Annotated in this window: 17 protein-coding genes and 7 pseudogenes; 8 read left to right on the top strand and 16 right to left on the bottom strand. The window is 34.1% G+C overall.

Going from position 1 to position 23,470, the window contains the following annotated elements:
* Nucleotides 1-116: pseudogene (locus tag ACFVQC_RS26345) on the bottom strand (Holliday junction resolvase RecU); the annotation flags it as partial.
* Nucleotides 117-803: 687 nt separating this feature from the next.
* The gene (locus tag ACFVQC_RS26340; protein WP_377899689.1) at nt 804-893 is read right to left on the bottom strand and encodes a Spo0E family sporulation regulatory protein-aspartic acid phosphatase; all 90 of its coding nucleotides are present in this window, start codon (nt 891-893) and stop codon (nt 804-806) included.
* A gap of 424 nt (nt 894-1,317) precedes the next feature.
* On the opposite strand from ACFVQC_RS26340, the gene ACFVQC_RS26335 reads away from it, so the two are divergent.
* Complete coding sequence (locus ACFVQC_RS26335) at nt 1,318-2,226, top strand: PhzF family isomerase (protein WP_377899688.1); 909 nt, start codon at nt 1,318-1,320, stop codon at nt 2,224-2,226.
* 295 nt (nt 2,227-2,521) lie between these two features.
* On the opposite strand, the pseudogene ACFVQC_RS26330 reads toward ACFVQC_RS26335, so the two are convergent.
* The 3 genes and pseudogenes from ACFVQC_RS26330 to ACFVQC_RS26320 form a co-directional block, all read right to left on the bottom strand.
* A pseudogene (locus ACFVQC_RS26330) lies at nt 2,522-2,665 on the bottom strand (recombinase family protein); the annotation flags it as partial.
* 201 nt (nt 2,666-2,866) lie between these two features.
* Nucleotides 2,867-3,895, bottom strand: a complete 1,029-nt coding sequence (locus ACFVQC_RS26325) for a sensor histidine kinase (protein WP_377899687.1) — start codon at nt 3,893-3,895, stop codon at nt 2,867-2,869.
* Nucleotides 3,892-4,566 carry a response regulator transcription factor gene (locus tag ACFVQC_RS26320; protein WP_002150747.1) on the bottom strand — a complete coding sequence of 225 codons (675 nt, stop codon included), beginning with the start codon at nt 4,564-4,566 and terminating at the stop codon, nt 3,892-3,894. The genes ACFVQC_RS26325 and ACFVQC_RS26320 overlap by 4 nt, the downstream gene beginning before the upstream one ends.
* Before the next feature lie 255 nt (nt 4,567-4,821).
* On the opposite strand from ACFVQC_RS26320, the gene ACFVQC_RS26315 reads away from it, so the two are divergent.
* Nucleotides 4,822-5,589: an ABC transporter ATP-binding protein gene (locus ACFVQC_RS26315; RefSeq protein WP_377899686.1), complete on the top strand. Its 768-nt coding sequence runs from the start codon at nt 4,822-4,824 to the stop codon at nt 5,587-5,589.
* On the top strand, nt 5,576-7,456 hold the full coding sequence (locus ACFVQC_RS26310; protein WP_377899685.1) for an FtsX-like permease family protein: 1,881 nt from the start codon (nt 5,576-5,578) through the stop codon (nt 7,454-7,456). Before ACFVQC_RS26315 ends, ACFVQC_RS26310 begins: the two co-directional genes overlap by 14 nt.
* A 163-nt stretch (nt 7,457-7,619) precedes the next feature.
* On the opposite strand, the gene ACFVQC_RS26305 is transcribed toward ACFVQC_RS26310, so the two are convergent.
* Entirely contained in the window at nt 7,620-8,054 is a 435-nt protein-coding gene (locus ACFVQC_RS26305; protein ID WP_264538660.1) for a MarR family winged helix-turn-helix transcriptional regulator, read from the bottom strand.
* A 140-nt stretch (nt 8,055-8,194) separates the two neighbouring features.
* Here ACFVQC_RS26305 and ACFVQC_RS26300 point away from each other — a divergent pair, with 140 nt between their 5' ends.
* Complete coding sequence (locus ACFVQC_RS26300) at nt 8,195-8,671, top strand: GNAT family N-acetyltransferase (RefSeq protein WP_264538661.1); 477 nt, start codon at nt 8,195-8,197, stop codon at nt 8,669-8,671.
* Between the two features lie 125 nt (nt 8,672-8,796).
* Nucleotides 8,797-9,069: an HU family DNA-binding protein gene (locus ACFVQC_RS26295; RefSeq protein ID WP_002150757.1), complete on the top strand. Its 273-nt coding sequence runs from the start codon at nt 8,797-8,799 to the stop codon at nt 9,067-9,069.
* A 330-nt stretch (nt 9,070-9,399) separates the two neighbouring features.
* Here the strand turns inward: ACFVQC_RS26295 and ACFVQC_RS26290 are convergent, their stop codons facing one another.
* The gene (locus ACFVQC_RS26290) at nt 9,400-9,561 is read right to left on the bottom strand and encodes a Spo0E family sporulation regulatory protein-aspartic acid phosphatase (protein ID WP_377895971.1); all 162 of its coding nucleotides are present in this window, start codon (nt 9,559-9,561) and stop codon (nt 9,400-9,402) included.
* A gap of 494 nt (nt 9,562-10,055) precedes the next feature.
* Here ACFVQC_RS26290 and ACFVQC_RS26285 point away from each other — a divergent pair, with 494 nt between their 5' ends.
* Nucleotides 10,056-10,739, top strand: coding sequence for a CPBP family glutamic-type intramembrane protease (locus ACFVQC_RS26285; protein WP_377895970.1), 684 nt, complete (start codon nt 10,056-10,058; stop codon nt 10,737-10,739).
* 360 nt (nt 10,740-11,099) lie between these two features.
* On the opposite strand, the gene ACFVQC_RS26280 is transcribed toward ACFVQC_RS26285, so the two are convergent.
* From ACFVQC_RS26280 to ACFVQC_RS26270, 3 genes and pseudogenes are all read right to left on the bottom strand, one after another.
* On the bottom strand, nt 11,100-13,649 hold the full coding sequence (locus ACFVQC_RS26280; RefSeq protein WP_377899683.1) for a PBP1A family penicillin-binding protein: 2,550 nt from the start codon (nt 13,647-13,649) through the stop codon (nt 11,100-11,102).
* A 429-nt stretch (nt 13,650-14,078) separates the two neighbouring features.
* Nucleotides 14,079-14,884 (bottom strand): annotated as a pseudogene (gene bla, locus ACFVQC_RS26275) (class A beta-lactamase).
* Nucleotides 14,885-15,377: 493 nt separating this feature from the next.
* The gene (locus ACFVQC_RS26270) at nt 15,378-16,616 is read right to left on the bottom strand and encodes a helix-turn-helix domain-containing protein (protein WP_377899682.1); all 1,239 of its coding nucleotides are present in this window, start codon (nt 16,614-16,616) and stop codon (nt 15,378-15,380) included.
* Between the two features lie 197 nt (nt 16,617-16,813).
* On the opposite strand from ACFVQC_RS26270, the gene ACFVQC_RS26265 reads away from it, so the two are divergent.
* A complete protein-coding gene (locus ACFVQC_RS26265) occupies nt 16,814-17,584 on the top strand; it encodes an alpha/beta fold hydrolase (RefSeq protein ID WP_377899681.1) in 771 nt (256 codons plus the stop codon).
* Nucleotides 17,585-17,712: 128 nt separating this feature from the next.
* Here the strand turns inward: ACFVQC_RS26265 and ACFVQC_RS26260 are convergent.
* The 5 genes and pseudogenes from ACFVQC_RS26260 to ACFVQC_RS26240 form a co-directional block, all read right to left on the bottom strand.
* Nucleotides 17,713-17,871: pseudogene (locus tag ACFVQC_RS26260) on the bottom strand (IS6 family transposase); the annotation flags it as partial.
* A 145-nt stretch (nt 17,872-18,016) separates the two neighbouring features.
* Nucleotides 18,017-18,858: pseudogene (locus tag ACFVQC_RS26255) on the bottom strand (Rpn family recombination-promoting nuclease/putative transposase).
* Nucleotides 18,854-19,351: a GNAT family N-acetyltransferase gene (locus tag ACFVQC_RS26250; protein ID WP_377899680.1), complete on the bottom strand. Its 498-nt coding sequence runs from the start codon at nt 19,349-19,351 to the stop codon at nt 18,854-18,856. Before ACFVQC_RS26250 ends, ACFVQC_RS26255 begins: the two are co-directional and overlap by 5 nt.
* Nucleotides 19,352-19,533: 182 nt before the next feature.
* The gene (locus tag ACFVQC_RS26245; RefSeq protein WP_377899679.1) at nt 19,534-20,028 is read right to left on the bottom strand and encodes a MarR family winged helix-turn-helix transcriptional regulator; all 495 of its coding nucleotides are present in this window, start codon (nt 20,026-20,028) and stop codon (nt 19,534-19,536) included.
* Nucleotides 20,029-20,398: 370 nt separating this feature from the next.
* A pseudogene (locus ACFVQC_RS26240) lies at nt 20,399-20,695 on the bottom strand (DDE-type integrase/transposase/recombinase); the annotation flags it as partial.
* On the opposite strand from ACFVQC_RS26240, the pseudogene ACFVQC_RS26235 reads away from it, so the two are divergent.
* A pseudogene (locus ACFVQC_RS26235) lies at nt 20,673-20,825 on the top strand (transposase); the annotation flags it as partial. The pseudogenes ACFVQC_RS26240 and ACFVQC_RS26235 overlap by 23 nt on opposite strands.
* A gap of 220 nt (nt 20,826-21,045) precedes the next feature.
* On the opposite strand, the gene ACFVQC_RS26230 reads toward ACFVQC_RS26235, so the two are convergent.
* Nucleotides 21,046-23,436, bottom strand: coding sequence for an immune inhibitor A domain-containing protein (locus ACFVQC_RS26230; RefSeq protein ID WP_377899678.1), 2,391 nt, complete (start codon nt 23,434-23,436; stop codon nt 21,046-21,048).
* Nucleotides 23,437-23,470: the final 34 nt, after the last annotated feature.

The following is a 23,470-nucleotide window of genomic DNA, read 5'->3' as shown; positions in this document are numbered from 1 at the left end:
CAATTCGGTTGATGAGACTGAGACATCCCCACATAAGATTGAATAACTGATGCTGGCACAAGGAATACTATCTGATCCTTACTGAACTCTATAAGGAAAAAATAAATAGTTGAAATAATAAGTATATCTAATTAAAATTTCATCTGGACTTTTCTATTCAAATAACGATTTCGTTATAATTTATGAACATATTTTAAGCCTAAAAATCCTACCGAACATTTTTAGGATAAATTTACCGGGTGAATTAGCAGAAATTTCGTGTTATTCTGAACGTGTTGAATAACCCAATACATTCAACAATGCTCTTGATTGCATACTTAGTATGCAATCACCTATACAGATACCTTAGCTAATACGTCTCCCTAATCGTTGTGATTACTAAGGTATCTTTTTATAAGCCCTGTGTGCAGGGCTTTTTTATTTCAGTGATGATGCTCTTTTTCCCATCTATTTATCAATGCTTTTAGTCCACTTTCTTAATAAAATTCAAATTTGGTATTACTTTACTCCTAACCCCATTTTTACCCCTTTGACTATCCGATAACTCGTCCACCTCTACAAAATGGGATTCCACCCCATGTCCATCAACTTAAGAAAACAAGCTATCCCCAAAACGAGAAAAATGAGTTAAGGGCTCATAGACCACTATAGAAAAATAAAATTTTCATTTTTGGGAGAATCTAAAATAATAGCTTGATGGATGTGTTGAGACCCCTATATAAACTGTAATTTTATCTACCTTTATTGTTTATATATAAAAATTTATTAATTAATATATCGATGTCTTGACTTAAATACAAAACTTACTTATGAGTAAAACCATACTTCTCTACAAGCTTAATTAGTTCTTGTTTCTTTACTTCAATTAGTTTATGTAAATTTCCCATCTCCATATCTTTAAAAGCTCCTTTAATACTATTTATCAGTTTAATTATAGTATTAATACAAAATAAGGTAACCGGAAATTTTAGTAATTGAGTTTTAGAGCAGACTAATAAATATACAAAAATAAAGATATATGCATATTTGCATTTAAAATCTTCTATATTGATGTTATACTAATATTAATCGAGAAGCATCTGATTAATCACTACATTTTCTTAAATAACATGTCAACGTATAAAAAGACACTTTAAATAGTGTCTTTTTATACGTTTTGAGCCTAATTCTAGGATAGAACTAACACATAGTTATAAACGGGGTCCCGCCACATCGCTATTAAGATCCTTATAGAAGCAACGGGGGAACTTTAATATAATAAGAATTAAAGATAGTATAAAGGACCAAAAATTAAATATATTAAAGGTGGAAAATGACATGGAAAGAAAGTACCGATTATATCAAATTGATTCATTTACGAAGAAAAAATTATCAGGTAATCCGGCTGGTGTAATAACAAATGCAGATGGTTTATCATCGGATGAGATGCAGAGGATTGCTAGAGAGCTTAACAATTCGGAAACGGCATTTATCTTTAAATCAGACAATAGCGAATCTGATGTACATATTCGTTTTTTTACGCCTACTCATGAGGTCCCTATCTGTGGACATGCGACGATTGCTGCCCACTATGCTCGTGCAGTTGAAAATAGTTTAAATACAGTTAAAGTTTATCATAAAACTGGTGCCGGCATTTTACCAGTCGATGTGATTAATGAAGATAATGATTACAAAATTATTATGACGCAGGGTAGTATAAGTTTTGAAACTGTGATTGAAGGTGTAGCTTTAGAAAATATATTTACAGCTTTCAATATTAGTGAAAATGATTTATTAGAAGATTGTCCAGTACAAATCGTTTCAACCGGGCATTCTAAGGTGATGATTGGAATTAAAAATTCGGAACTTCTTAACCAATTAAACCCTAATATGGATTTACTCATAAAAGTCAGTGGATTAATTAATTGCAATGGTTTCTATGTGTTTACGATGAATGCTCCCGACTCTGATATTTTAATTCATGGAAGAATGTTTGCTCCTGCAATTGGCATTAACGAAGACCCTGTTACAGGTAATGCGAACGGTCCTTTAGGCGCATACTTGATACATCATAGACTTGTCAAACATGATAATACCTTATTTAGTTTTAAAGCAGTACAGGGCGAAGCTATAAAACGGGCGGGTATCATTGATGTTCAAGTGAAAATTTGTAATCAGGAGCCAGAGGAAGTAAGAATTGCAGGAAATGCTGTAATCGTATTTAAGTCCGATTTATTACTTGATTAGCAATTCATATGCAAAGTTCGAATCGTAAATGGAGGTCTTTATTAATATGAATTTCAGTCATTGTAAACTGTAAATCATAATAAAGTTATTTCTATGACGGGGAATTTGTGAAATAATACATTCAAACAAAAAGGTGCTTATGTTAAATAGAATAAATAAGAAAAGTAAACACCCCCAAAACAAAAAAATGAGCTGACCTCTCAAAATAACTAACTGTAGAGAAAGAAAATTTTCATTTAGGGGGTACTTCAAAATCTTAGCTTGATGGCAATGTGGTGCTACCCTATAATAGGCGAATAAAGTTACGTTCAAATTCCGCAAAAGAAGCAAATAAATGAAACATAAATTGACCAGTAGCACTTGAACGATCCATTGTAATATTTTCATAAACACTATAAAAACTAATCCCTCGTTCATTCAATTCATTAACAATCTGAACATAGATAAGTTTACACGTTTTTTAAACAAAAGACGAAATTCTATAATTTTTGTTCAATATTAACGTGTCCAGAAACATACAATTTTCTGGACATGATAAAGCAATTTAGTTTCCATCCAAAATACTGGCTAACTCTTTATACATATAGAAATACTTTAATAATTTTTAAAAAGTATACTAAAGGTATTCCTTGTCTACTTTTCACAGCAATTGATAGTAATTTCTTATTTTTGGGAAATGGATGGTAACTCTTGTATACTTTCCTTCTTGTGATTGAATAGAAATATCATGTCCCAATTTCAAAACCATTTGTTTTGCAAGATACAGTCCCATCCCTGTAGATTTTGTATGGGTTCTTCCAGTAAAACCTGTGAACCCTCTTTCGAATACACGGTGTATATCTTCTTGCTTTATCCCAATGCCTGTATCTTGAATGAGCAATCGTTTTTCTTCATTATCCTCCTCAAAACGGAAAAAAACTTCTCCACCTTCATTTACATACTTTAAAGCATTTGCTGTAATTTGGTCTATGATAAATGCAAGCCATTTACTATCGCTTTGTACGAATTTCTGAGCTTCCTCCATATGAAAGTGAATTCGTTTCGAGATAAAGATTTTGGCATATTTCTTTACACTTTGTTTAATGATTTGATCCAGCTGCACATCTGTAATGAAATAGTCTTTAGAAAATGAGTCAATCCGTGAATAGTAAAGAGCCTGTTCCACGTAATTATCAATTTTGTTCAGCTCGTCTTCAAACTTATCTATAAGAAAATCTACTGTTTTTCCCGTACTGTTTTCAATAAGTAAACTACTTGCGGCAATTGGAAGCTTTACCTCGTGAACCCAGGACATAATAAAATCTTGGTGATCCAATTTCTCGTGAATCAACTTTTGAAGTTGATTAGAATGCTTGTCCCGTACTATTTTTATCATTTTGACATATAAAGCTTGTTCATAATTTTGTGGCTCAAGCATTTCTACAGGAAAGTCTTCCTTCTGATTCTTAATTAAATCATTTAGTTCTAGGTAAAAAGACCTCCGGTAATAATATCCAATAGTAATATAAAGACTTACGGAGAGAAAACAAATAACGTGAGTATAGAGCAGATTTTGAATAACGAGATTCCGACTATCGTTTACAACCATAATTAATGAAACAAACAACATTAATATGAAGTACAGTATGAAAAAGAATCGTTTATCTTTTATATATTGAAAAAAACTCATAAAATAATATACCCGTATCCTTTCTTAGTGGTAATGAAACCTTCTTTACCGAGGTCAGTAATTTTTTTGCGTATCCGTGCAATGTTAACCGTTAAGGTGTTTTCGTCTACGAATCTTTCATCAGCCCAAAGACTGCGCATTATCTTTGTTCGGCTTACAACTGTCCCTTTATTTTGCATGAGAAGTTTTAAAATAATAAATTCATTTTTAGTTAGCGTAATCTCTTCATTCACATAAGACACATTGTAGGTTTTAAGGTTGAGCACAATTCCATCATGCTCAATAACTTTTAACTCTATGTCTTCTATATACGTATATGTCCTACGCAGGAGTGCATTAACCTTTGCCATTAAAACATCTGTGTGGAACGGTTTATTAATAAAATCATCCCCACCCATATTCATCGCCATTACCATATCCATTGGTGTATTACGAGAAGAAAGAAAAATAATCGGCGCTTTTGAAGTTTCTCTAATTTTATTACACCAGTAAAATCCATCAAATGATGGTAAATTAATGTCCATTAGTACAAGATGAGGACTATTTTTAAAAAATACTGATAATACTTGGTCAAAATCTTCTACCTTTACTGTAGTAAATCCCCATTTTTCTATTGTCTCTCCCAACATATCTCGAATCGTTTTTTCGTCTTCTACAATCATAATTTTCATGGTTATTCCCCCAAAATCTTATATTAAAGATAATTTGTGTTATATGTTACGCGCTCATACTTCTGCATTAAATTACGATAGCATAATCGTCTATATCACATTATAGTGGAAAAGATAAAGAAAAAAGGGATATTTATTGTAAGGTGACAAAACTGTAAGGTTAACCTACTCAACTGTAAGGTTATCGAAGGGTTACATCATATAGAATAAAACCTGTAAGAAAAAAATAACTTCTTTGATGGAGGAATTATATATATGAAATCAATAGTAGACGCAAAACAAATCAAAAAAATGTATGGAGCAAAAGGAAATACATTTACTGCATTACATGATATTGATTTAACTGTTCGTGAAGGTGAGTTTGTTGGAATTATGGGACCTTCAGGTGCCGGAAAGTCCACACTTTTAAATATTTTGGCGACCATAGATCAGCCAACGTCCGGTGAGATTTTAATTGATGGGACAAGCATACTAAACATGAAAGAAGAACAATTATCCACATTCAGGCGGGATAAACTCGGTTTCATTTTTCAAGATTACAATTTATTAGATACGTTAACAGTGAAAGATAATATTTTGCTGCCACTTGCACTAGCAAAAATGGATGTACAAGAAATAGAAAACAGAGTTAACGAGATTTCAGAGCGTTTTGGTATTCGTTCCATTTTAGATAAATACCCGTATCAAATTTCAGGTGGGCAGAAACAGCGCACAGCTGCTTCGCGTGCGATGGTATCTAAACCCAGCTTAATATTAGCAGACGAGCCGACTGGCGCACTCGATTCAAAATCGGCAGCAGACTTATTGGAGAGCTTGCAAAAATTAAGCCAAGAAGATAAAGCAACCATCCTCATGGTAACACATGATGCATTTGCAGCTAGCTATTGTAAACGCGTGTTATTTATTAAAGATGGCACGCTGTTTACCGAACTCGTAAAGGGGAATTCTTCTGGCAAAGATTTTTTCAAAAAGATATTAGATGTATTGTCCATTCTTGGAGGTGGTACAAGTGACGTTATTTAGTTTAGCGAAAAAAAATATTAAAGGGAATTTAAACAACTACCTTCTCTACATTTTCTCTATGGTGATTAGTGTCGTGATTTGCTATACTTTCAACTCATTATTGTATACACCAGAAATTAAAAATGCAGTTAATAATATGGAAGGTACAATGTCACAAACCTCTTTCGTTTTAATAGGATTCATAGCGGTTTTCATCGGATATTCTAATGCATTTTTCACGAGAAAACGTAAAAAAGAAGTAGGTATGTACTCCCTACTTGGCGTGAGAAAAAAAACCATCGCAAGAATGCTGTTTTTTGAAAATGTAATCATCGGGGCTATCACTTTAATATGCGGGCTCATATTAGGAGTCATATTATCCAGATTGTTTATCATGTTACTCCTTAAACTCGTAGGTGCTCCGGTCGATGTAAGTTTTGGCATTCCTACGGAAGCAATTATGAATACAACTATTACATTTACGGTCATTACAATTTTCACATCCCTTCAATCGTATCTTTTAATTTATCGCTTTAAATTAATTGAATTATTCCAAGCAGAGAAAAAAGGGGAGAAAGTACCAAAAGCATCTATCGTTTCTGCCGTAGTTTCGATCATTTTACTCGTAAGTAGTTATTGGCTTATGTTTAACGAGGCAGCAATGCTTTCTATGCCTCTTGTTGCTATTGGAACGTATTTATTATTCCGTTCTTTAACTGTGTATATACTAAAGCGTGCACAAAAAAATAAACCGAACTACTATAATGGGATTAACATCATTGGAACATCTCACTTGCTGTATCGTATAAAAGGAAATGCCCTTATGCTTACAGTTATCGCATTGCTAATTACAGCAGCACTTCCATATCTTCAAGCGAGTTTCTCTGAATATTCAATCACTGAAAAAGATGCTCATAGAACAGCTCCTTTTAGCTATATTCATCTTTCAAAAGACGAAACATCTGACAATCAAATCAAACGGGTTATTTCAAAAGACAAAGATCATCCGATTATAGCACAATTAGATATCCCGGTTATTCAAGTGAAAGGGAGTACTTCAGCACCATTCGAAGATAAAGATGATCTTTCCGTTAACTTGATCTCAGAAAATGGATTTCATAAAATGAACAAAGTTCTAAAATTAGGGGATATACCAAAACTAGCTAGTGAGCAAGCTATCGCATTTAAAAAATACCTTATTAACCAACCAGTTCCTAATTTCACGGGACAACAAGTGAATATTCAGCTACCTGAGGAGAATTATACTTTTAAACTCGAGAAACTCGAAAAAAAATCGATACAACTAACCTCTGGACCGGAGCTTTTATATATTGTCGTTGACGATGCGATGTTTAATCGTGTTGCAAAACAAGTCAGTCCAATCACATATAAAGCTTATAAAGTGGAGGATGAAAAAACAACCAAAGAAACATCTGAGATAGTAATGACACTAGCAGGAAACGATACTCATATGCGCACATTCTACGAAGGGTATAAAAAAATAAAGGCACTTACAGGAATGAAAATCTTTATAGTTAGCTCTTTAGCATTAGTTTTACTAGTGGCAACAGGAAGTGTTATTTACTTCAAACAGCTAACAGAGGCACATTCAGATAAAAATCGTTATGAAATTTTACGAAAAATCGGTGTAAATAAAAAAGAAGTACGAACTACGATAGCCAAACAAACATTATTTATATTTCTCCTTCCGTTAATTATTGGGATACTAAATGCGGGCATGTTAATAATATCAATGGTTATACAATATGATATGGACATAAAGGAAAACATAATTTCATTTATTTATGCTATGACAACGTATGGTGTAATCTACCTTGTTTACTACGTGTTAACCATTAATTCCTATAATAGAATTGTGAATAAATAAACATGAACCATCTCTCGAATATCGGGAGGTGGTTTAATATATTTAACGAAATAAGAAGCATAGTGAACAGTGGGCTAATTAAGATATGCCTAAACGTACAATTTGAACGCATTTTAAATAGTTAAAACATTGCTCCAAAATCAATCAGAAATTGTACGGACATTCAAAATTTTTTCTTATCTAATTTTTCTTGTATTACGATCATAGAATTACGAATTTGATTAATTTCACTATTAGTTAATCCATTAAATAATTGATATATTTGTTCATCTGACTGAATATTGATTCTATCAAGCAATTCCTCACCTTTTTTTGTCAAAAAAAGAAAGCTTTTTCTACTATCTATTGCTGAGCTTTTCTTCTTTATTAATTCTTCCCTCTCTAATTTACGTAAAATTCTGCTCATATAGCTTCTATCAATATTAAGTTCTTGCACGAGATTATTCGCAATACAATTAGTTTTTTCACTTATCTCAAATAGTATCCGTGCTTCGGTTAATGAATATTCTGTATCTAGAAATTGATTATTAAATAAGTCAAGTACCTTCGTATAAAATCGATTGAAGTGTCTAATATCATAAATAATTTTTTTATCCATATTTTCTCCTTTAGTTGACTTAATCCACATTTAATATTAACATAACTGTATCCTTAGAATGTGGACTCAGTCAACATTTAGGGGTACAACTTTCGAAATAATTGGAACTTTTATAAAAAACTAATTGTAGGAGAGATCATATGATTATTCGGGAAATTAAAAAAGAAGACAATGTGAAAATTAAAAAAATAATACAAAATTCATTAAAATCACTTGGATTAGCGATTCCTGGAACAGCCTATTTTGACCCTCAGCTTAACGACCTTCACCAATATTATACTGATTTAAAACATGGAAACTATTGGGTTGTAGAAATGGAAGGAGAAGTAGTTGGTGGAATTGGTATAGCGCCGTTTAACGAACATGAAAAAGTTTGCGAATTACAGAAGTTATACTTAAGTCCCCAAACACAGGGCTTAGGATTTGGAAAGAAGTTAATGGAAAAAGCTTTATCATATGCTGCTAAACATTATACAAAGTGCTACTTAGAAACACAGCATGAATTAAAAACTGCATGTATACTATATGAAAAGTTTGGATTTACGCTTTTACATGAGCCACTATCAGGTTCTGATCATTCTGCTATGAATGCGTGGTATATAAAAGATTTAAATTAACAATAATGAAAATTTTTATTACACCTGATTTACACGGAGATGCTGGTATTGGTATTACTTTTGATTGCATCAGGAGTATAGGCACGTTATAATAATCTCTAATTACATTCAAAGAGGTGCAAAAAATGAATAAAACTGAACTAACAAAAATGGTAGCAGAAAAAGCAGAACTTACACAAAAAGAGGCAGCAGCAGCAACACAAGCTGTATTAAATGCTATAACAAATGCGCTTGCAAATGAAGAGAAAGTACAGATTCTTGGCTTTGGTACATTTGAAGTGCGTGAAAGATCTGCACGTACAGGACGTAACCCACAAACAGGTGAAGAAATGCAAATCGCTGCTTCAAAGGCACCTGCTTTTAAGGCGGGAAAAGAATTAAAAGAGGCAGTAAAATAATTATACATAGTGAAACAGGACCTGATATATGAATATCAGATCCTGTTTTTTATTTAGTTGATTCTAAATTGTCCGGTTAATCATTATTCATCTATTAATCATTTCACTGCAAGTTGTGATAAAAAAAATATCATCAGCAGTGTTTTCTTTATTACAACTTCTAGCAATAACTTCTGCTGCATATTCTCTGTCCTCTCGGTCTACAGCATACCTTTTTATGTATTCCGATACAAAATATACAGCTTCTTCAAATTCAATATCCGCTTTTTAATTCCAAGTTAAAATACCCCAAAGTAATCCTCCCTATAATGTAATTATAAATGTAGAATTCTACTTAGTTTTATAATTTATATAAATAAATTGATTTATTGGTGTATCTATATCTTGACTTAAATGTAGCACCTGCTGATGTCTAAATCCATATTTCTCTACAAGCTTAATTAATTCTGCTTTCTTTTCTTCAATTAGTTCTTGTAAGTTTCTCATCTCCATATCTATTAGAGCTCCTTTTTTGCGATTTAGCAGTTAAATTATAGAATATATACAAAAATAAATAAATTGGAAATTTTGGTAATAGAAAGAAAAAACATATATACGTCTAGAATATGTTGATAATTATATATATGCATAAATTCATTTAAAATTATCGATAATGATGTTATACTATTATTAACCAAGAAGAGTTCAACTAATTACGATTAATCACTACATTTTCTTTCATAGTACGTCAGTACATAAAAAGACACTATTATATATAGTGTCTTTTTATATGAGGTAGCACCAGCGTTGCTGTAATCAGGGGCAAAGTAATGCTGGTACTGGGCCATATACTTAAAAGCTATTGAAATTGTATTAAATCCAACCTTTAGGACTTTCACCACCAGGTTATACCTCATGTCGGGTGCAAAAAAGAGTAGAAAATATGATTAGAAATTTTTAAAAATCCCCTCCGAGAAATTCAACTAGCAAAATAGGAGGAAAACATCATGAACAGTCTTTATAACAAACAACCTAGTAGTATTTTTAATGTAATCATTAGTGTTTTTTTCATTTGTATTGCTTACATAGGTTTAGCTTATACTGCTCTTCCATTTAGGTTTACGTTTTTAACGATATCTTGTGTAATTGCTTTATATTTGAACTTTAGCTTTTACGGCATTAAGTCCGCATTTGGTCCCCTACAAAAAGGAACAACTAAAATCATTTTAATTGGACTATTATGGAATATCATACAAAGTTGGATTATTGCATTTTTAGTACAATATGTTTTTCATTTTTCAGTTGCTTATAATGGAAAGGCTACTATTTTCGTAGATAACACACCTATACAGTTTATCTATCACTTGATACAAATTATATGTAGCTTGATCGGCGAAGAATGTTTAATTTTAGTTCCATCTATCTTAGGAATTTACTTTTTGAAAAAACAAGGAATAGACGAAAAATGGTCGATGCTAATAGTAACTCTTATTGGAGCGTTCTTGTTCGGTATGGCTCATTACTCTACATATGACGGTAACTTAATTCAAATTCTTTTAATTATTGGCTTAGCAAGATTGCCTTACAACTGGATTGCATTTAAAGCCAATTCAATATGGGCTAGCGCTATTGCTCATATCCTTTTTGATATGCCGTTGCTCCTAATAGCTTTGTTAGTTACACCGAATTAGAATTCAAAAAAGGATCACTTTTGGGAAGTGCCCGCATCACCATCAAGCTAAAAGAACGAGTTATCCCCAGAACGATATTTTGTGCTAACTTGTAGCAAAAAAGCTCATTTTTTCGTCTTGGGATACTTTTGAATTCTTAAGTTGATGGGCATGCGGATGTACCCCATAAAAAAAGAAAATTGGACATTTATTCACAAACCCTACAAATTTGGGGTCACTATACAAAGAGACTTCGCCTTTTCAACGTAAAATGAACTTCAACAATTACTAGCTACTTCCTAAACATTGTTCCTCATTTACCAACCTGTTTATGCTTTTTTTAAAATTTGCACAGAATCAACAATTTCTTCATATTACTTATTATCCATTATCGGCTGGAGCCTCTCCTGTATTCCCATCATTACTTGGTTGCGTTGGCGTTCCATGGCCATCCCCATTGTTTGGCGGCGTTGTATTCCCTTGGCCACTACCATTGTTTGGCGGCGTTGTATTTCCTTGGCCACTACCATTGTTTGGTGGCGTTGTATTTCCTTGGCCACTACCATTGTTTGGTGGCGTTGTATTTCCTTGGCCACTACCATTGTTTGGTGGCGTTGTACTTCCTTGGCCACTACTATTGCTTGATGGCGTTGTATTTCCTTGGCCACTACCATTGTTTGGTGGTGTTGTATTTCCTTGGCCACTACCATTGTTTGGTGGCGTTGTATTTCCTTGACCACTACCATTGTTTGGTGACGTTGTATTTCCTTGACCACTACCATTGTTTGGTGACGTTGTATTTCCTTGACCACTACCATTATTTGGATTGCTTTGCTTTTGCTCTTCTGGTTTCTTTAATTCCTCTTGTTTCTTTTGCTTTTCTTGTTGCTTATTTTGATTATTATTACTTGGCTTTTCAGTCGTATTTGTAGAAGAATCACGTTTCTCACCTTTAATACGCAATTCGCTACCTTCTTGAACTACACTGTTCGGCATTTTAAATTGCGACTTATCTGTAGCCATCTTGCTCATCATTTCTTTAAAAATCAACTGAGAAATTTTCGTATTTTTACTACTAATATAATCGTCTTTACTATCTTTTATATATCCAGTCCATACTGCCATCGTATATTGTGGTGTATAACCAGCAAACCAACTATCACGAGTTGCACTTTCTGGTAGATTATATTGTGCTATTTGTTCTAAAGAATAGTTTGTTGTACCTGTTTTACCCGCTACATCTAAAGAATCTATATTAGCTGCTGTACCCAATCCAGATGAAACAAAAGTACGAAGCATATCAGTAATCATATATGCTGTAGAATCCTTCATAACTCGTTTTGGCTTTTGCTCAAAGCTTTTTGATTTACCATCTGGATAAACTACTTTCTTAACAAAATGCGGCTTCGTATACTTACCATCATTACCAAATGCCGCATAAGCACCTGCAATTTCAGTTGGTGACGCTTCATTTGTACCAATCGCTGTTGACTCGGTCGGTGCTACATTAAAGGTAATACCTAACTTTTCAGAGAAAGCTTTTGATTTATTAATTCCTACTTCTTTTGCAGTTTTAATAGCCGGGATATTTCGGGATGTTTTCAATGCATCACGCATTGTAATTGGTCCTAAATGCTTTCTATCTGCATTTCTAACTTCTTGTCCTGTTGAATACTTAAATGGAGAGTCATCAATTTGATGGTAAGTAGCCCATTTTAAATATTCAATTGCAGGAGCGTAATCAAAAATTGGTTTCATTGTTGAACCTGCTGAGCGATCTAATTCAATCGCTATATTATGTCCTTTAAATACAGCTTTATTTTCACCGCGTCCGCTACCAATTGCACGAACTTCTCCTGTTTTCGTATCCATAAATGTGAAAGCCCCTTGGAATTTCTCATTTGGATAATTAATAATATTTTCATTTAAAAGCTTGTCCGCAAAATCCTGTGCCTTTGAGTCTAATGTTGTATAAATTTCTAAACCGTCAGATCCAATATTAGCATCTGGTAATTCTTTTTCTACTTCTTTCACAACTGCATCCATAAATGCAGGATATGGCATTGCTTGAAGTTCTGTTGCAGATTTAAGCCCATCTGTTACTTTAAACTGTGAGGCTTTTTCCATTTCTTCTTTTGTTATATAACCATGTCGATTCATTAATTCTAGTACAACGTTTCTTCTTTCTGTTGCCCTTTGAACATTTTCTTTTTTCGTTGGATCATAGTTATTTGGTGCTTTCGGTAAACCGGCCAACATTGCAACTTCTGGTAATGTTAAATCCTTCAATTCTTTACCGTAGTAGTTTTGTGCTGCTGTTGCGATTCCATATGAACGGTTACCTAAATTAATTTTATTTAAATACATCTCTAATATTTCATGTTTTGAATATTGTTGTTCTAGTTTATACGCCAAATAAATTTCCTGAACCTTACGCTTTGACGTTTTTTCCATCGATAAGAAGTAATTTTTAATAACTTGCTGCGTAATCGTACTTCCACCTTGAGAGCCGTAATCCCCTTTTAGGCTGACTAAAACTGCACGTGCAGTACCTTTAAAGTCTACGCCACTGTGCTCATAAAAACGTGCATCTTCTGTCGCTAAAAATGCATTTTCTACTAATTTAGGTATTTGATTATACATAATATTCGTTCGTTTTTCTTTCCCATATTCATATATCAATTTTCCATCTTTATCATAAATTTTTGAGGATAACGGATTAACAAGTTTTGCTTTCTCAAGTTTTGGCGCATCCTTGATCATAACGAAAAAGGTAGCAACCCCTGCGACTAATCCTACAATACCAAGTAGTAAGCAACTGATTAAAAATTTGCGAAAAAACGATGTTTTACCTTGTTGTTTTTTAGAAGCGGGGTGTTTTTTCTTTTTAACTTGTCGTCGCTCCTCTCGAGAACGATAATTTTCTGACATGCTACTTTCTCCTGCCTTTCAATTCTCCCGTTGATTTACTTAAAATTATTGAGGTCACCTTCAGAAATATACTTATATTTAAAAAGTGTGTTAATCGGAATCAGTCAATATTTTCCTAATCTATAGACTATAAAACTAAGATTAACTCTTGAACAAACTATTTTCATCTCTATTCTTTATAATAATGCCGCCCCTTAAAGCAAGGAAATTGTGAGCTGTTCCTCATCTCTTTGTACTATATCTAATATTTGTAATAGTGAGTTCTTGGACCACTCGTCTAATATAATGGTTCTTGTTAGCATAATCGTAATGAAATGAAAAGAATGTAAAAAACGATTCTTTTGATGTAAAAAAGAATCGACTTCTAATTTTATCCTATAGATGGTATGGAATATAGGGAATCAGAAAGCAAAGGTAAAATCAATGCCTTCACTTGAGAGCATCTATTGTAACCTTGGCAGTCTGCGCGATTAGCTCAGTATCATATATAGCATCTTCACTATCTTGGCTGGACAGAATTGCAATGATAAGCGGTTCTCTATTCGGTGGCCAAACGATGGCAATGTCATTAGGTGTTCCGTAGCTTCCGACTCCAGATTTATCATCGACTTCCCAATCTTTTGGTACAACAGCGTGGATGAGTTTGTCTCCTGTAGTTTTTCCACGCATCCAATCCGTAGGGATTTTACGTTTATCAGTTTGGTGTGCATCTCTGACCGTGAAAGCCTGCAGGTGTTTCTGCTGTACTTGTGTATCACGAATGTCTCCCGGAATAACTTCGTTCAAATCTGGCTCAAAGCAATCAGCCAAGGTAACCTTATTACCAATCTGTCTAATTCCTTGAATAAAATGTTCCCCGCAGTGTTATCACTGTAACGAATAGCAGCCTCCGCAATTTCCCCAAGAGTCATACCGCTATCCACATGTTTCTCTGTAATTGGTAAATACTCTACTAAATCATATTTTGTATAAGTGATAACTTCATCTAATTTGTCAATTGGGTATTGTAGTAACAATGCCCCTGCAACCAGAGCCTTAAAGGTAGATACGTAAACAAACCGTTCATTAGGTAATCGATAAGTAACTGCCCAGTTTATACTGGTGTCGATTTCATAGACACCCAGTCGAGCGTCAAACTTTTTTTTTGCTTCCACCTATAATGGTTCACCTATAAAAAGTTTTACACTTGCAAGACTCAAACTTAGTATTCCAACACACATCCCTATTTTTAACATTCTTGTACTTTTCAAGATAATCAGTCCTTTCGTATTTTGCAGTACTTAAAATAGATGTCAAATCAGGTTCAGTGTATCGAGTTTGAGCACTAAGCTTATAGGATTACACTTAATAGACAATCTAAGTAATAAATTTGTTCCACATTTACAAAAAAATTAAATTCAAGATAAAATAAAATCTTTGGTTTGTATAGTAACGGAACAAAAATGGTAATAGGGGTACGGCAATATCGCCATCAAGCTAAGATTTTAAAGTACCCCCTAAACAAAAATTTGTGTTTTTTTATAGTACGAAGTTCATTTTTATCATTTTAGGGGCAAACTGTTCTATTAAGTTGATGGATGTGGGGTACCGCCATATGCCCATCAACTTAAGAAAATAGATAACCCCAAAACGAAAAAATTGTTCATTCTCGATATAGAAATGTTAATTTTCTTGTTTTGGGGTAGTTGCTTTTCTTAAATTGACATTCTTTTCTTTATTTTCTATAAGCTATTCATTTTTTCTTTCGAAAATAATATTATAGGTTTTATTCACTAACTCTAAGGTGTTTCTTATAAAACCTTGATAAGGCGTTTGAGGTAGCAAATCTATTTCACTAGCTGCTCTCTGCGCATAGATAAGCGCTTCCTCTATTCTTCCTAGTTGTAAAAGACAATTTGCTCTATATGCATCTGCAGTGTAGAGAATACATAATTCAAGTGGGTAAATAGTCGTATTTGGCATCTTAAATTGCTCAAATGTTTCAAGTGCTTCTTTTACATGTCCTTTTCCTAATAATACTTTACCTTTTTCAAGATAATAATAGTCACTTCCGAGATTCCCCTTTACTAGGGTAGCAAACCTATCTAAGTAATAAAGGACCTGTTCATAATCCTCTGATGTTTGATTATGATAATGTGCTTGAAGTAACAGTGTAAAAGCTAGAGATTCATCATTTTCACTAAAAACAGCAAACTGTTCTGACTTCTCGATAAAATAAGCATAATCATTTTCGTTGTTATGAAGAAGGGCTTGAAACGCTGCAATTCGGAAAATATTATCCATCTTATAAAAGACCTTTTTCCTCTTAGATAGTTCAATTAATTGATTAAGTTTACTCTTTCCTGATTTATAGTCACCTATCCCGAAGAGTAAGACCATTTCAACATAATTCGCTTCTATTTCAACGACCATATCAATCACTGTTACTTTCTCATGGTACTCTTTTCTTATATTTCGTAACATTATCAGAGCATCATGGTAATTATCCTCTTTTGCACGGCATTCTACCATATGTACTTCAGCAGCCACGCAGTGGCTATAAAGGGATAACCGCTCATAGATTACTACTGCTCGTTCTATCAACATTTCTCCACGTTTTTTCTCGGACTTCATAACTACCCTTCCAGAAATCTCTAATATCCTAGCAGATTCAAATGAAATAGGAAACTGTTGGTCCAACATGTCTTGTGTCAAATTAATTATCTGTTCATCATTATTTTTTTCAAACGCTTTCTCTACTTTATTAAATAAGTGCTTTAGCTCATCGGATGTAGAGCTCCCTAATAAATATTGAGGATCGCAGCCCAACTGGTGCGCGATAAATTTCAAACTATCCATCGAAGGGTTCGAATGCCCATTTTCAATCATGCTTAACATCCCTTTTGACATTTTATTACCAGATAACTCTACAAGTGTCATACCTTTTTCTACTCTTAATTTATTTATTCGTTTTCCTATCTCATTCATTTTCAACATCCTTTGTAATTCAATCTACTAGTTCAATTATATTAAACTTCAGATTGAAAAGAAAATCAGTCCATGCTACGATAAGTTCAATTAAATTGAACTTATTTAGGATTTTCAAATGGATAATAAAAAAATCAGTTCTATAAATAGAAATGATCTTTCCTTTTTATATAAAAAGGAAAAATGGAGGATTGGATATGAGTGAACTTAATGGGAATGAAACAGGACAAAAATTAGATATAGGTGGTATTGAATTATACTATGAATTGTTAGGGGGGAATAATGAAGGGCCAACACTAGTTTTTGATTCTGGATATGGAGCCACTTTAGAAAGCTGGAATCTAATTAGAGATGACATTTCAAAGTTCTCAAAAATGTTTATTTATGATAGAGCTGGTATTGGCAAAAGTGAAATGAATGAAAGACCTCGCCATAGTCAGCAAAGTGTCGAAAATCTACATATATTACTTAATAAAGCAGGTATAAAACCTCCATATGTATTAGTCGGACACTCATTTGGAGGATTAAATACAAGATTATTTGCAAGCACATATCCAGAGGAAGTAGTAGGAGTCGTTCTCTTAGACTCAACTCACGAGGATCAAAACAAAATATTGCCCTCTTTATTTACAAAAGAAGTTCAGGAGGCTTATTATAATCAATTTACTTTGGAAGGTTCTCTTAATGAAGTGGAAGAAAGCTTAGAACAAATTCGTACTTCTAAGTCACTTGGAAACATTCCACTCATTGTTGTAACAGGGGGGATGCAGCCTTTTCATACAGTGAAGTCTATGGCTACTTGGATGAAATTCCAGGTAGAACTTGCTAACTTGTCGACTAATAAAAAACATATTGTTGTTGAAGATGCTGGATACGCAATACATATTGATCAACCTCAAGTTGTTGTTGGTGTAATAAGGGATATATTAGATATGGTAAAAAATAAAAATAAACACTCTACTCTGTAAGGTTCTGTTGCAAAGTTTGAAAAAAGCATAAACAAATTGGTAAATGAGGAACAGTGTTTAAGAAGTAGCTAGTAAGTGTTGAAGTTCATTGTAAGTTGAAAAGGCGGAGTCTCTTTGAGGACTTCGCCTTTGTTTATATAGGGCATGATAGTTGTTGGGTGAAATGAAATACCGCGTTCTTTCAGGATTTCAGATACATCGCGATAACTTAAAGAAAAACGGCAGTAGTAGCCGACAACTACTAAAATAATATCTTTCTTGAACTGTTTTCCTTTAAAATATCTCATGTCTGATTTTCCTAGATACTGTTTTCTAGAGTGTAGCTTCATGCAGAAAACTTTGCAACGGAACCAAAAATAACACCTACAAAATACTTGTAGGTGTTATTTCGTTATGTTCATGATTGTAAAATCTCTCTTATTTATTCTATACTTAACCCTTTAAATTTCGCAATATCCTCTTATCCTCTATAGGCATTCCATTCTTATGCATACCACGAACTAATTGGACGCGTTCAGCAAGTTTTCCTTCTTGGAGTCCTTGTTCACGTCCTATATTCAATGCGCGTGCAATCCCTGCCGCTTCATCCATCAAAATCTTTTCGCGTGCTTCGTAAGCTTGACGGAACGAAGCATCTTGGCTCATATGCTCCCATTTATTCATTGCTTTCTGTAAAATTGGGTCCTGATTCATCGCAATCGCCTCCAGAGTACGCGTTAAATGCTCATCTTCATTCGCTGGTAATAGTAATAACCATCGAACGAAGGAATCTTCCCACGGATTTACTTTTTCCTCCCGCCACTGCTGCAACAATTTTGGAATTTCCACGACATGAATTTCGATATCATCACTTAAGAGTTGCTGCTGTTGCATATTCCACAGTTGCCCTGTCGTATGAAATGCTTCGTAGTCTTTAAACATGGCAAAGTTCAATAAGTTGATTGTAATGGTTTATGAAGCGAGCTGTAGGGCATTCCTTTTTTTAATTGAGAAGCATAGAGTTTACTCCAATAATAGAGAGAACACTTCAAAAGATCGTGATTATTATTCAACTGAATTTCAATATTAATTTTAGTTCCTGTGTCTAATGTAGCGGATGCATCTAGAATCCATAATTTATCCTCTTCATATTCTCGGTGCAAATGAGGATCTTCAAATTGAAGAGATTGAATGGGAGACTCTAATGAATCTGCTAGCATTACATTTAGAAATGTTAGCAAAATATCTTCGCTTCCGGATGTCCCAAACAATTGTTTAAAGGCAAAAGGATCAATCCATAGCCTCTCTGAATTTGACCATGTTATACCAGCTTATTCCTCCATGTTGTGATTCGGACATGCCATGGTTAACAAACTCAAATTTTTCATAAAAAGATACTAATTCCTGTTTACATGTTAAAGTGATTCCTTTTCTTTCATTTTCTTTTACAAGATCTTCCATTTCCTCAATTAGAAGCTTTGCAATTCCTTGATATCTTGCCTGTTTGGACACAGCTAATCCTAAAATACTCTGATATCCGCCTCTTTTCGAGTTCTCTCCGATTTTCTCAAAAAGATCATCGGTAATGTAAGGTTGATTAATGATAGGCCCATTAATATAACCAAGAATCTCCCCTTGTCTTTCTGCCACAATAAAGGTATCAGTTATTAGTTGAATCCTCTCCACAAATGCTTCTTTCGTGGCAGCCTCTTCTATCGAAAAACCTTCATTCTCAATAAGTAACAGCTGTTCTAAATCTGTAGCTTGAGCATTTCTTAAAGAAATCATCTTGTCTATAACCCCTTTCCTAACTGGACAGGCCTAAAAATCATTAGTAGTAATAATTTGATGGGGATTAATTACTACTACAAAAAATGTTTAGAGCCTAAACAATAAATATAGTTTAGGCTCTAAACAATAATTTGTCAAGAATACTTTAATTTATATATGATTACGAAAACGTACTTTTTTTATTCTATATGAGGCATATCCAACAACTCAGTATACTTTTGCATAACTTTATAAAACACATTAATTTCTTCAGTAGTAAAACTCTTACGCAATGTTTTATCAGCCCAAGTGAGTTCCTTAATATCATAATCTTTATGTGCTTTACTAAGAAGGTTTCCTTTATCAGTGACATACAAGTGTACAGTTTTAGCATTCCCAGCTTCTTTTTTTCGTATAATCAAACCACGCTTTTCTAGTTTGGTAATAATCTGTGATACAGCGCCTTTTGTACGATTCCACCCCAATGCTACATCAGTAACAGTGATTCCTGGATTCTCTTCAATAACAGTAAGAGTATGTACTTCAACCATAGTAATGATTTCTCCTGTACCATAATCACGAGCTGTTTTTATATAATCATTGTAAGTCATAACAAATTTATAAATAATATTTGCCTTTGCATCTAACTCATGGTAATGAGCATTTGTTTGTATTACATTTTCAGTATCATTCATTTTTCATCCAACCTTTCTTTCCATCTTTCATAGCTAATTCAAAAGCCTCAGTCACTAATTAAGGTCATAACCTTACTCCCTTTTTGTTTTTAAAATATTTTAATACATAATTCATAAAGGTTTCAAGTTGGTTTTGTACAACGAATCAGCAAGTACCACGCAAAAGATTTGGTTTCTTTATGTGTATGGTGAAGAACAGTTTAAAAAGGTATACCTTTAATCGCTTCATTTTCACTCTTAGATTCAATACAAACACTCTTTATTAATAACTCTTTAATTCTCCACCGTAAATCATATATTGATTTCGGTTCTGGTGCAAATACTTAGGAAAGATATAAAGAGGCGAAAAGTTTCCTAGTGAAATCTAGTCTTAAGCAGCAATTCCAAATAGTTGATGGATGAACTTCACTTGAGACTTGTCCAATAAAACAAGTTGCCCTTTTTTCACCATATGCATAGCTTCTATTCCAGAAAGAATGGATGTAGCTGTGCGAAAGGATTTCAATCCTAACATCGAACGAACCCGCTTTTTAATAAACCGATGATCTTGTTCCACTATGTTATTGAGATATTTCACTTGCCTTAGTTGGATGCCTAATGGCATCTTTTTTTCTTTTCTCAATTCTTCAACTGCTATAGGATAAGCTGGATTAAACGTGTACGTGACGAATACACCTTGGGAATGGGTTCCGATGGAACAGGTACATGAATTATATACTTTACGTTGGCAAATAGAGATTGTCTTTAAGACATGGAAATCACTCTTCAAGATAGACCACAATCGTAATGTAAAACGGATTTCTAACAATCCATCAATTCCATCGGAATTGAAAGTATGAACGTAAGTAGAAACTGACTGTCTTCATATTCCTAAAATGCGAGAAATAGATGTAGCAGAATTTCCGAGTGTTTTTTCAATTTATATTTATATAGCAAACTCGTTTCACAATAAGAAGAGAGCTGTCAATAAGCCGTTTCAACGACTTATAAGGCAGCTCCTCTTCATTTCACTTTATTTTATCGATGGATCCAAACTGCACCTGCAGACTTGTCTTCTGATTGGCCTACTACTTCAAACTTTAATCCTAATTTCGGCAACTTACGTCCTGCATCTGGAATCACGCTGTTGATATATTGCTTAGAATCATCAAATTTTGCAACTCCTGGTAATCCTTTATAATCAAAAATACCGCGAATTGACGAATTTACTCTCCATGCTGGCGTTTGATCAAATGAGAATGCCGCATCAGCAATTTGAAAACGCGTACTGCTTTTCACAGTCGGTTGTCCGTTTAATGACCCTACAATTGCCTCTGGATGAGAATCTACTACTCCTAAGAATCCTTCACCTGGATGAACACCTACCCAGTTATCTGAAAAGCTTTGATCCGCGTACCATACAACCATTCCTGTATTAAATACTGGGCCACTCGCATGTTGTAACGCCGTGTCAGAACCAGCGTAATTTCTCCACTCTACATAGTAGTTATGTTTCTTCTGTTCCAACCCGTTAGACACAGTAAATCCTTTTAACGTCATTGCTGGTTGGCCTTCTGCATCATCTGAGAAAACAACTTTTCCATCTACAGTTAATGCTGCATTATCTAATGCAAATCCTTTGTAAGCTTTATATTTATCTGTTACATACTCAAATTGCAGTTTTACTTTTTTCCCTTTGAATTGGCTTAAATCGTATGATTTATCAACCCACTTACCGTCAGTTGTATCCATACCGCCTTTTACATCTTTTTCGCCGATTCTATCAATACGTATCTTCGTTCCTTCTTCTGTAATCGCATTTACATCAAGGAAATCATACTTCGCTTCAATTTCATAAAATGCCTTATAATCAAACTTAGCATCTTTTGCATTTATTAGGTCAAATACTGGTGTTTCAAGTGTTGTATGGATGTTATTTCCTTGTGTACTGTAATAAAACTTCTTACCAAATGTCGACTCGATATTTTTGATAACTTTGTCTGGCAAGTTAACACGAATAATTCCTGGTCGTTTTGATTTTGTAACACTTTGATCTAAATATGCTGCGACACCGACTCCTGTGCGAAGTTTATCATAATCTACCTCAACGATATTCGCCCAGTTGCCCTTCATATTCTTTTGGAAAAACTCTTTGTTTTGTGGCGAAAAACTAGTTGACTCTGTTCCCGCAATTTTTCCAGCCCAGCTGCCGCCGCTCATAATAGACCATACCCCAACAGGTTCACCTTGTCCTGAGTTATTCGTATCGTATTCATCTGGTAAGCCTAAATCATGACCATACTCATGTGCAAACACACCAACCGCTCCATCTTCAGGCTCGATTGTATAATCGTATGCAGCCATATTTCCGCCCCAATACGAAACAGAAGATTTTGTGCCGTCAATCGCATATGGTTCATCATCATCAAGTGTTGAACGATGAGACCAAATCGCATCATCTTTCAATTTACCGCCGCCAGCTTCTTGACCCACGCCAGCATGTACAACCATTAAATGATCAATAATGCCATCTGGCTCATTTTTATTTCCATCACCATTTTGATCGTACTGATCATATTGATCAAAGTCTGCTAAATTGACCCCTTTCGCTACCGCTGCTTTTAATGCATCTTTCACAAGATCACGTGGCCCTAAAGGACCTTTGTTATCACGATCATTTTCCGCATCCGCGCCATAATCTGAAGCTTTTCCTGGAACAGTAAGCCATTCCGTTACAGTTCCATCAACTGTGTAGCTACCACCAGATTGTTCTTCATAATATTGTTTAAATGTGTTAACCTTCGATCCATCAAATAACGTAAATGGTTCATCACCAAATAACATTTTTTGATAATGTTCACGATTAAAGTCCTTAGAATACATATATCCTGGCACTTGATCAATATTGTTATGCTTGAAATCACTAAATTCTACAAGTAAAACAAGTACTTTATCTTTTCGAACAGTCCCATTATACTCTTCTTGCTTAGCTGGTGTAGTAGGTACTTTTCCATTTAATTTTCCAGGATTCAACCCTGCATCTTGTCCAGCTACTGGTCCTACTGCGGGCTGCTGCGCCTGTTCATTTCCCTTCATTTTTGCATCTTTTACTTTTTTCATAAAATCAGAAGCTTCTTGCGTAAGACTATCTCCTGTCAAGATTTCTTTCCCAGGGTTTTTCCCTTTCTTTTTCTCAATATATTTTTCGACAGCCTTTGATGTCTCAGCTTGTGATGCAGATTGATCAATTACTCCCCGTTGTTTTAGTGCTTCCGCTAAACGTTCAACTGGTATTAAATGCTCATCCATTGGTATAGATGATGTTGGTGTTTCGGCATACGCTACATGACTTCCAAAAGCAAAAGTACTACTTAGCACCGCTGCTGTTGTTAATACTGCTAAAGGTTTTAATTTCTTTTTCTTTTTCAATGTATTTCCTCCCCAGTGTTTGCAAATTATCGTT

The sequence above is a fragment of the Bacillus sp. NPDC057893 genome (genome assembly GCF_042796455.1).
GTDB lineage: Bacteria > Bacillota > Bacilli > Bacillales > Bacillaceae_G > Bacillus_A.
The sequence above is the reverse complement of the archived record's forward strand: the minus strand, read 5'-3'. Positions and strand labels throughout refer to the sequence as shown.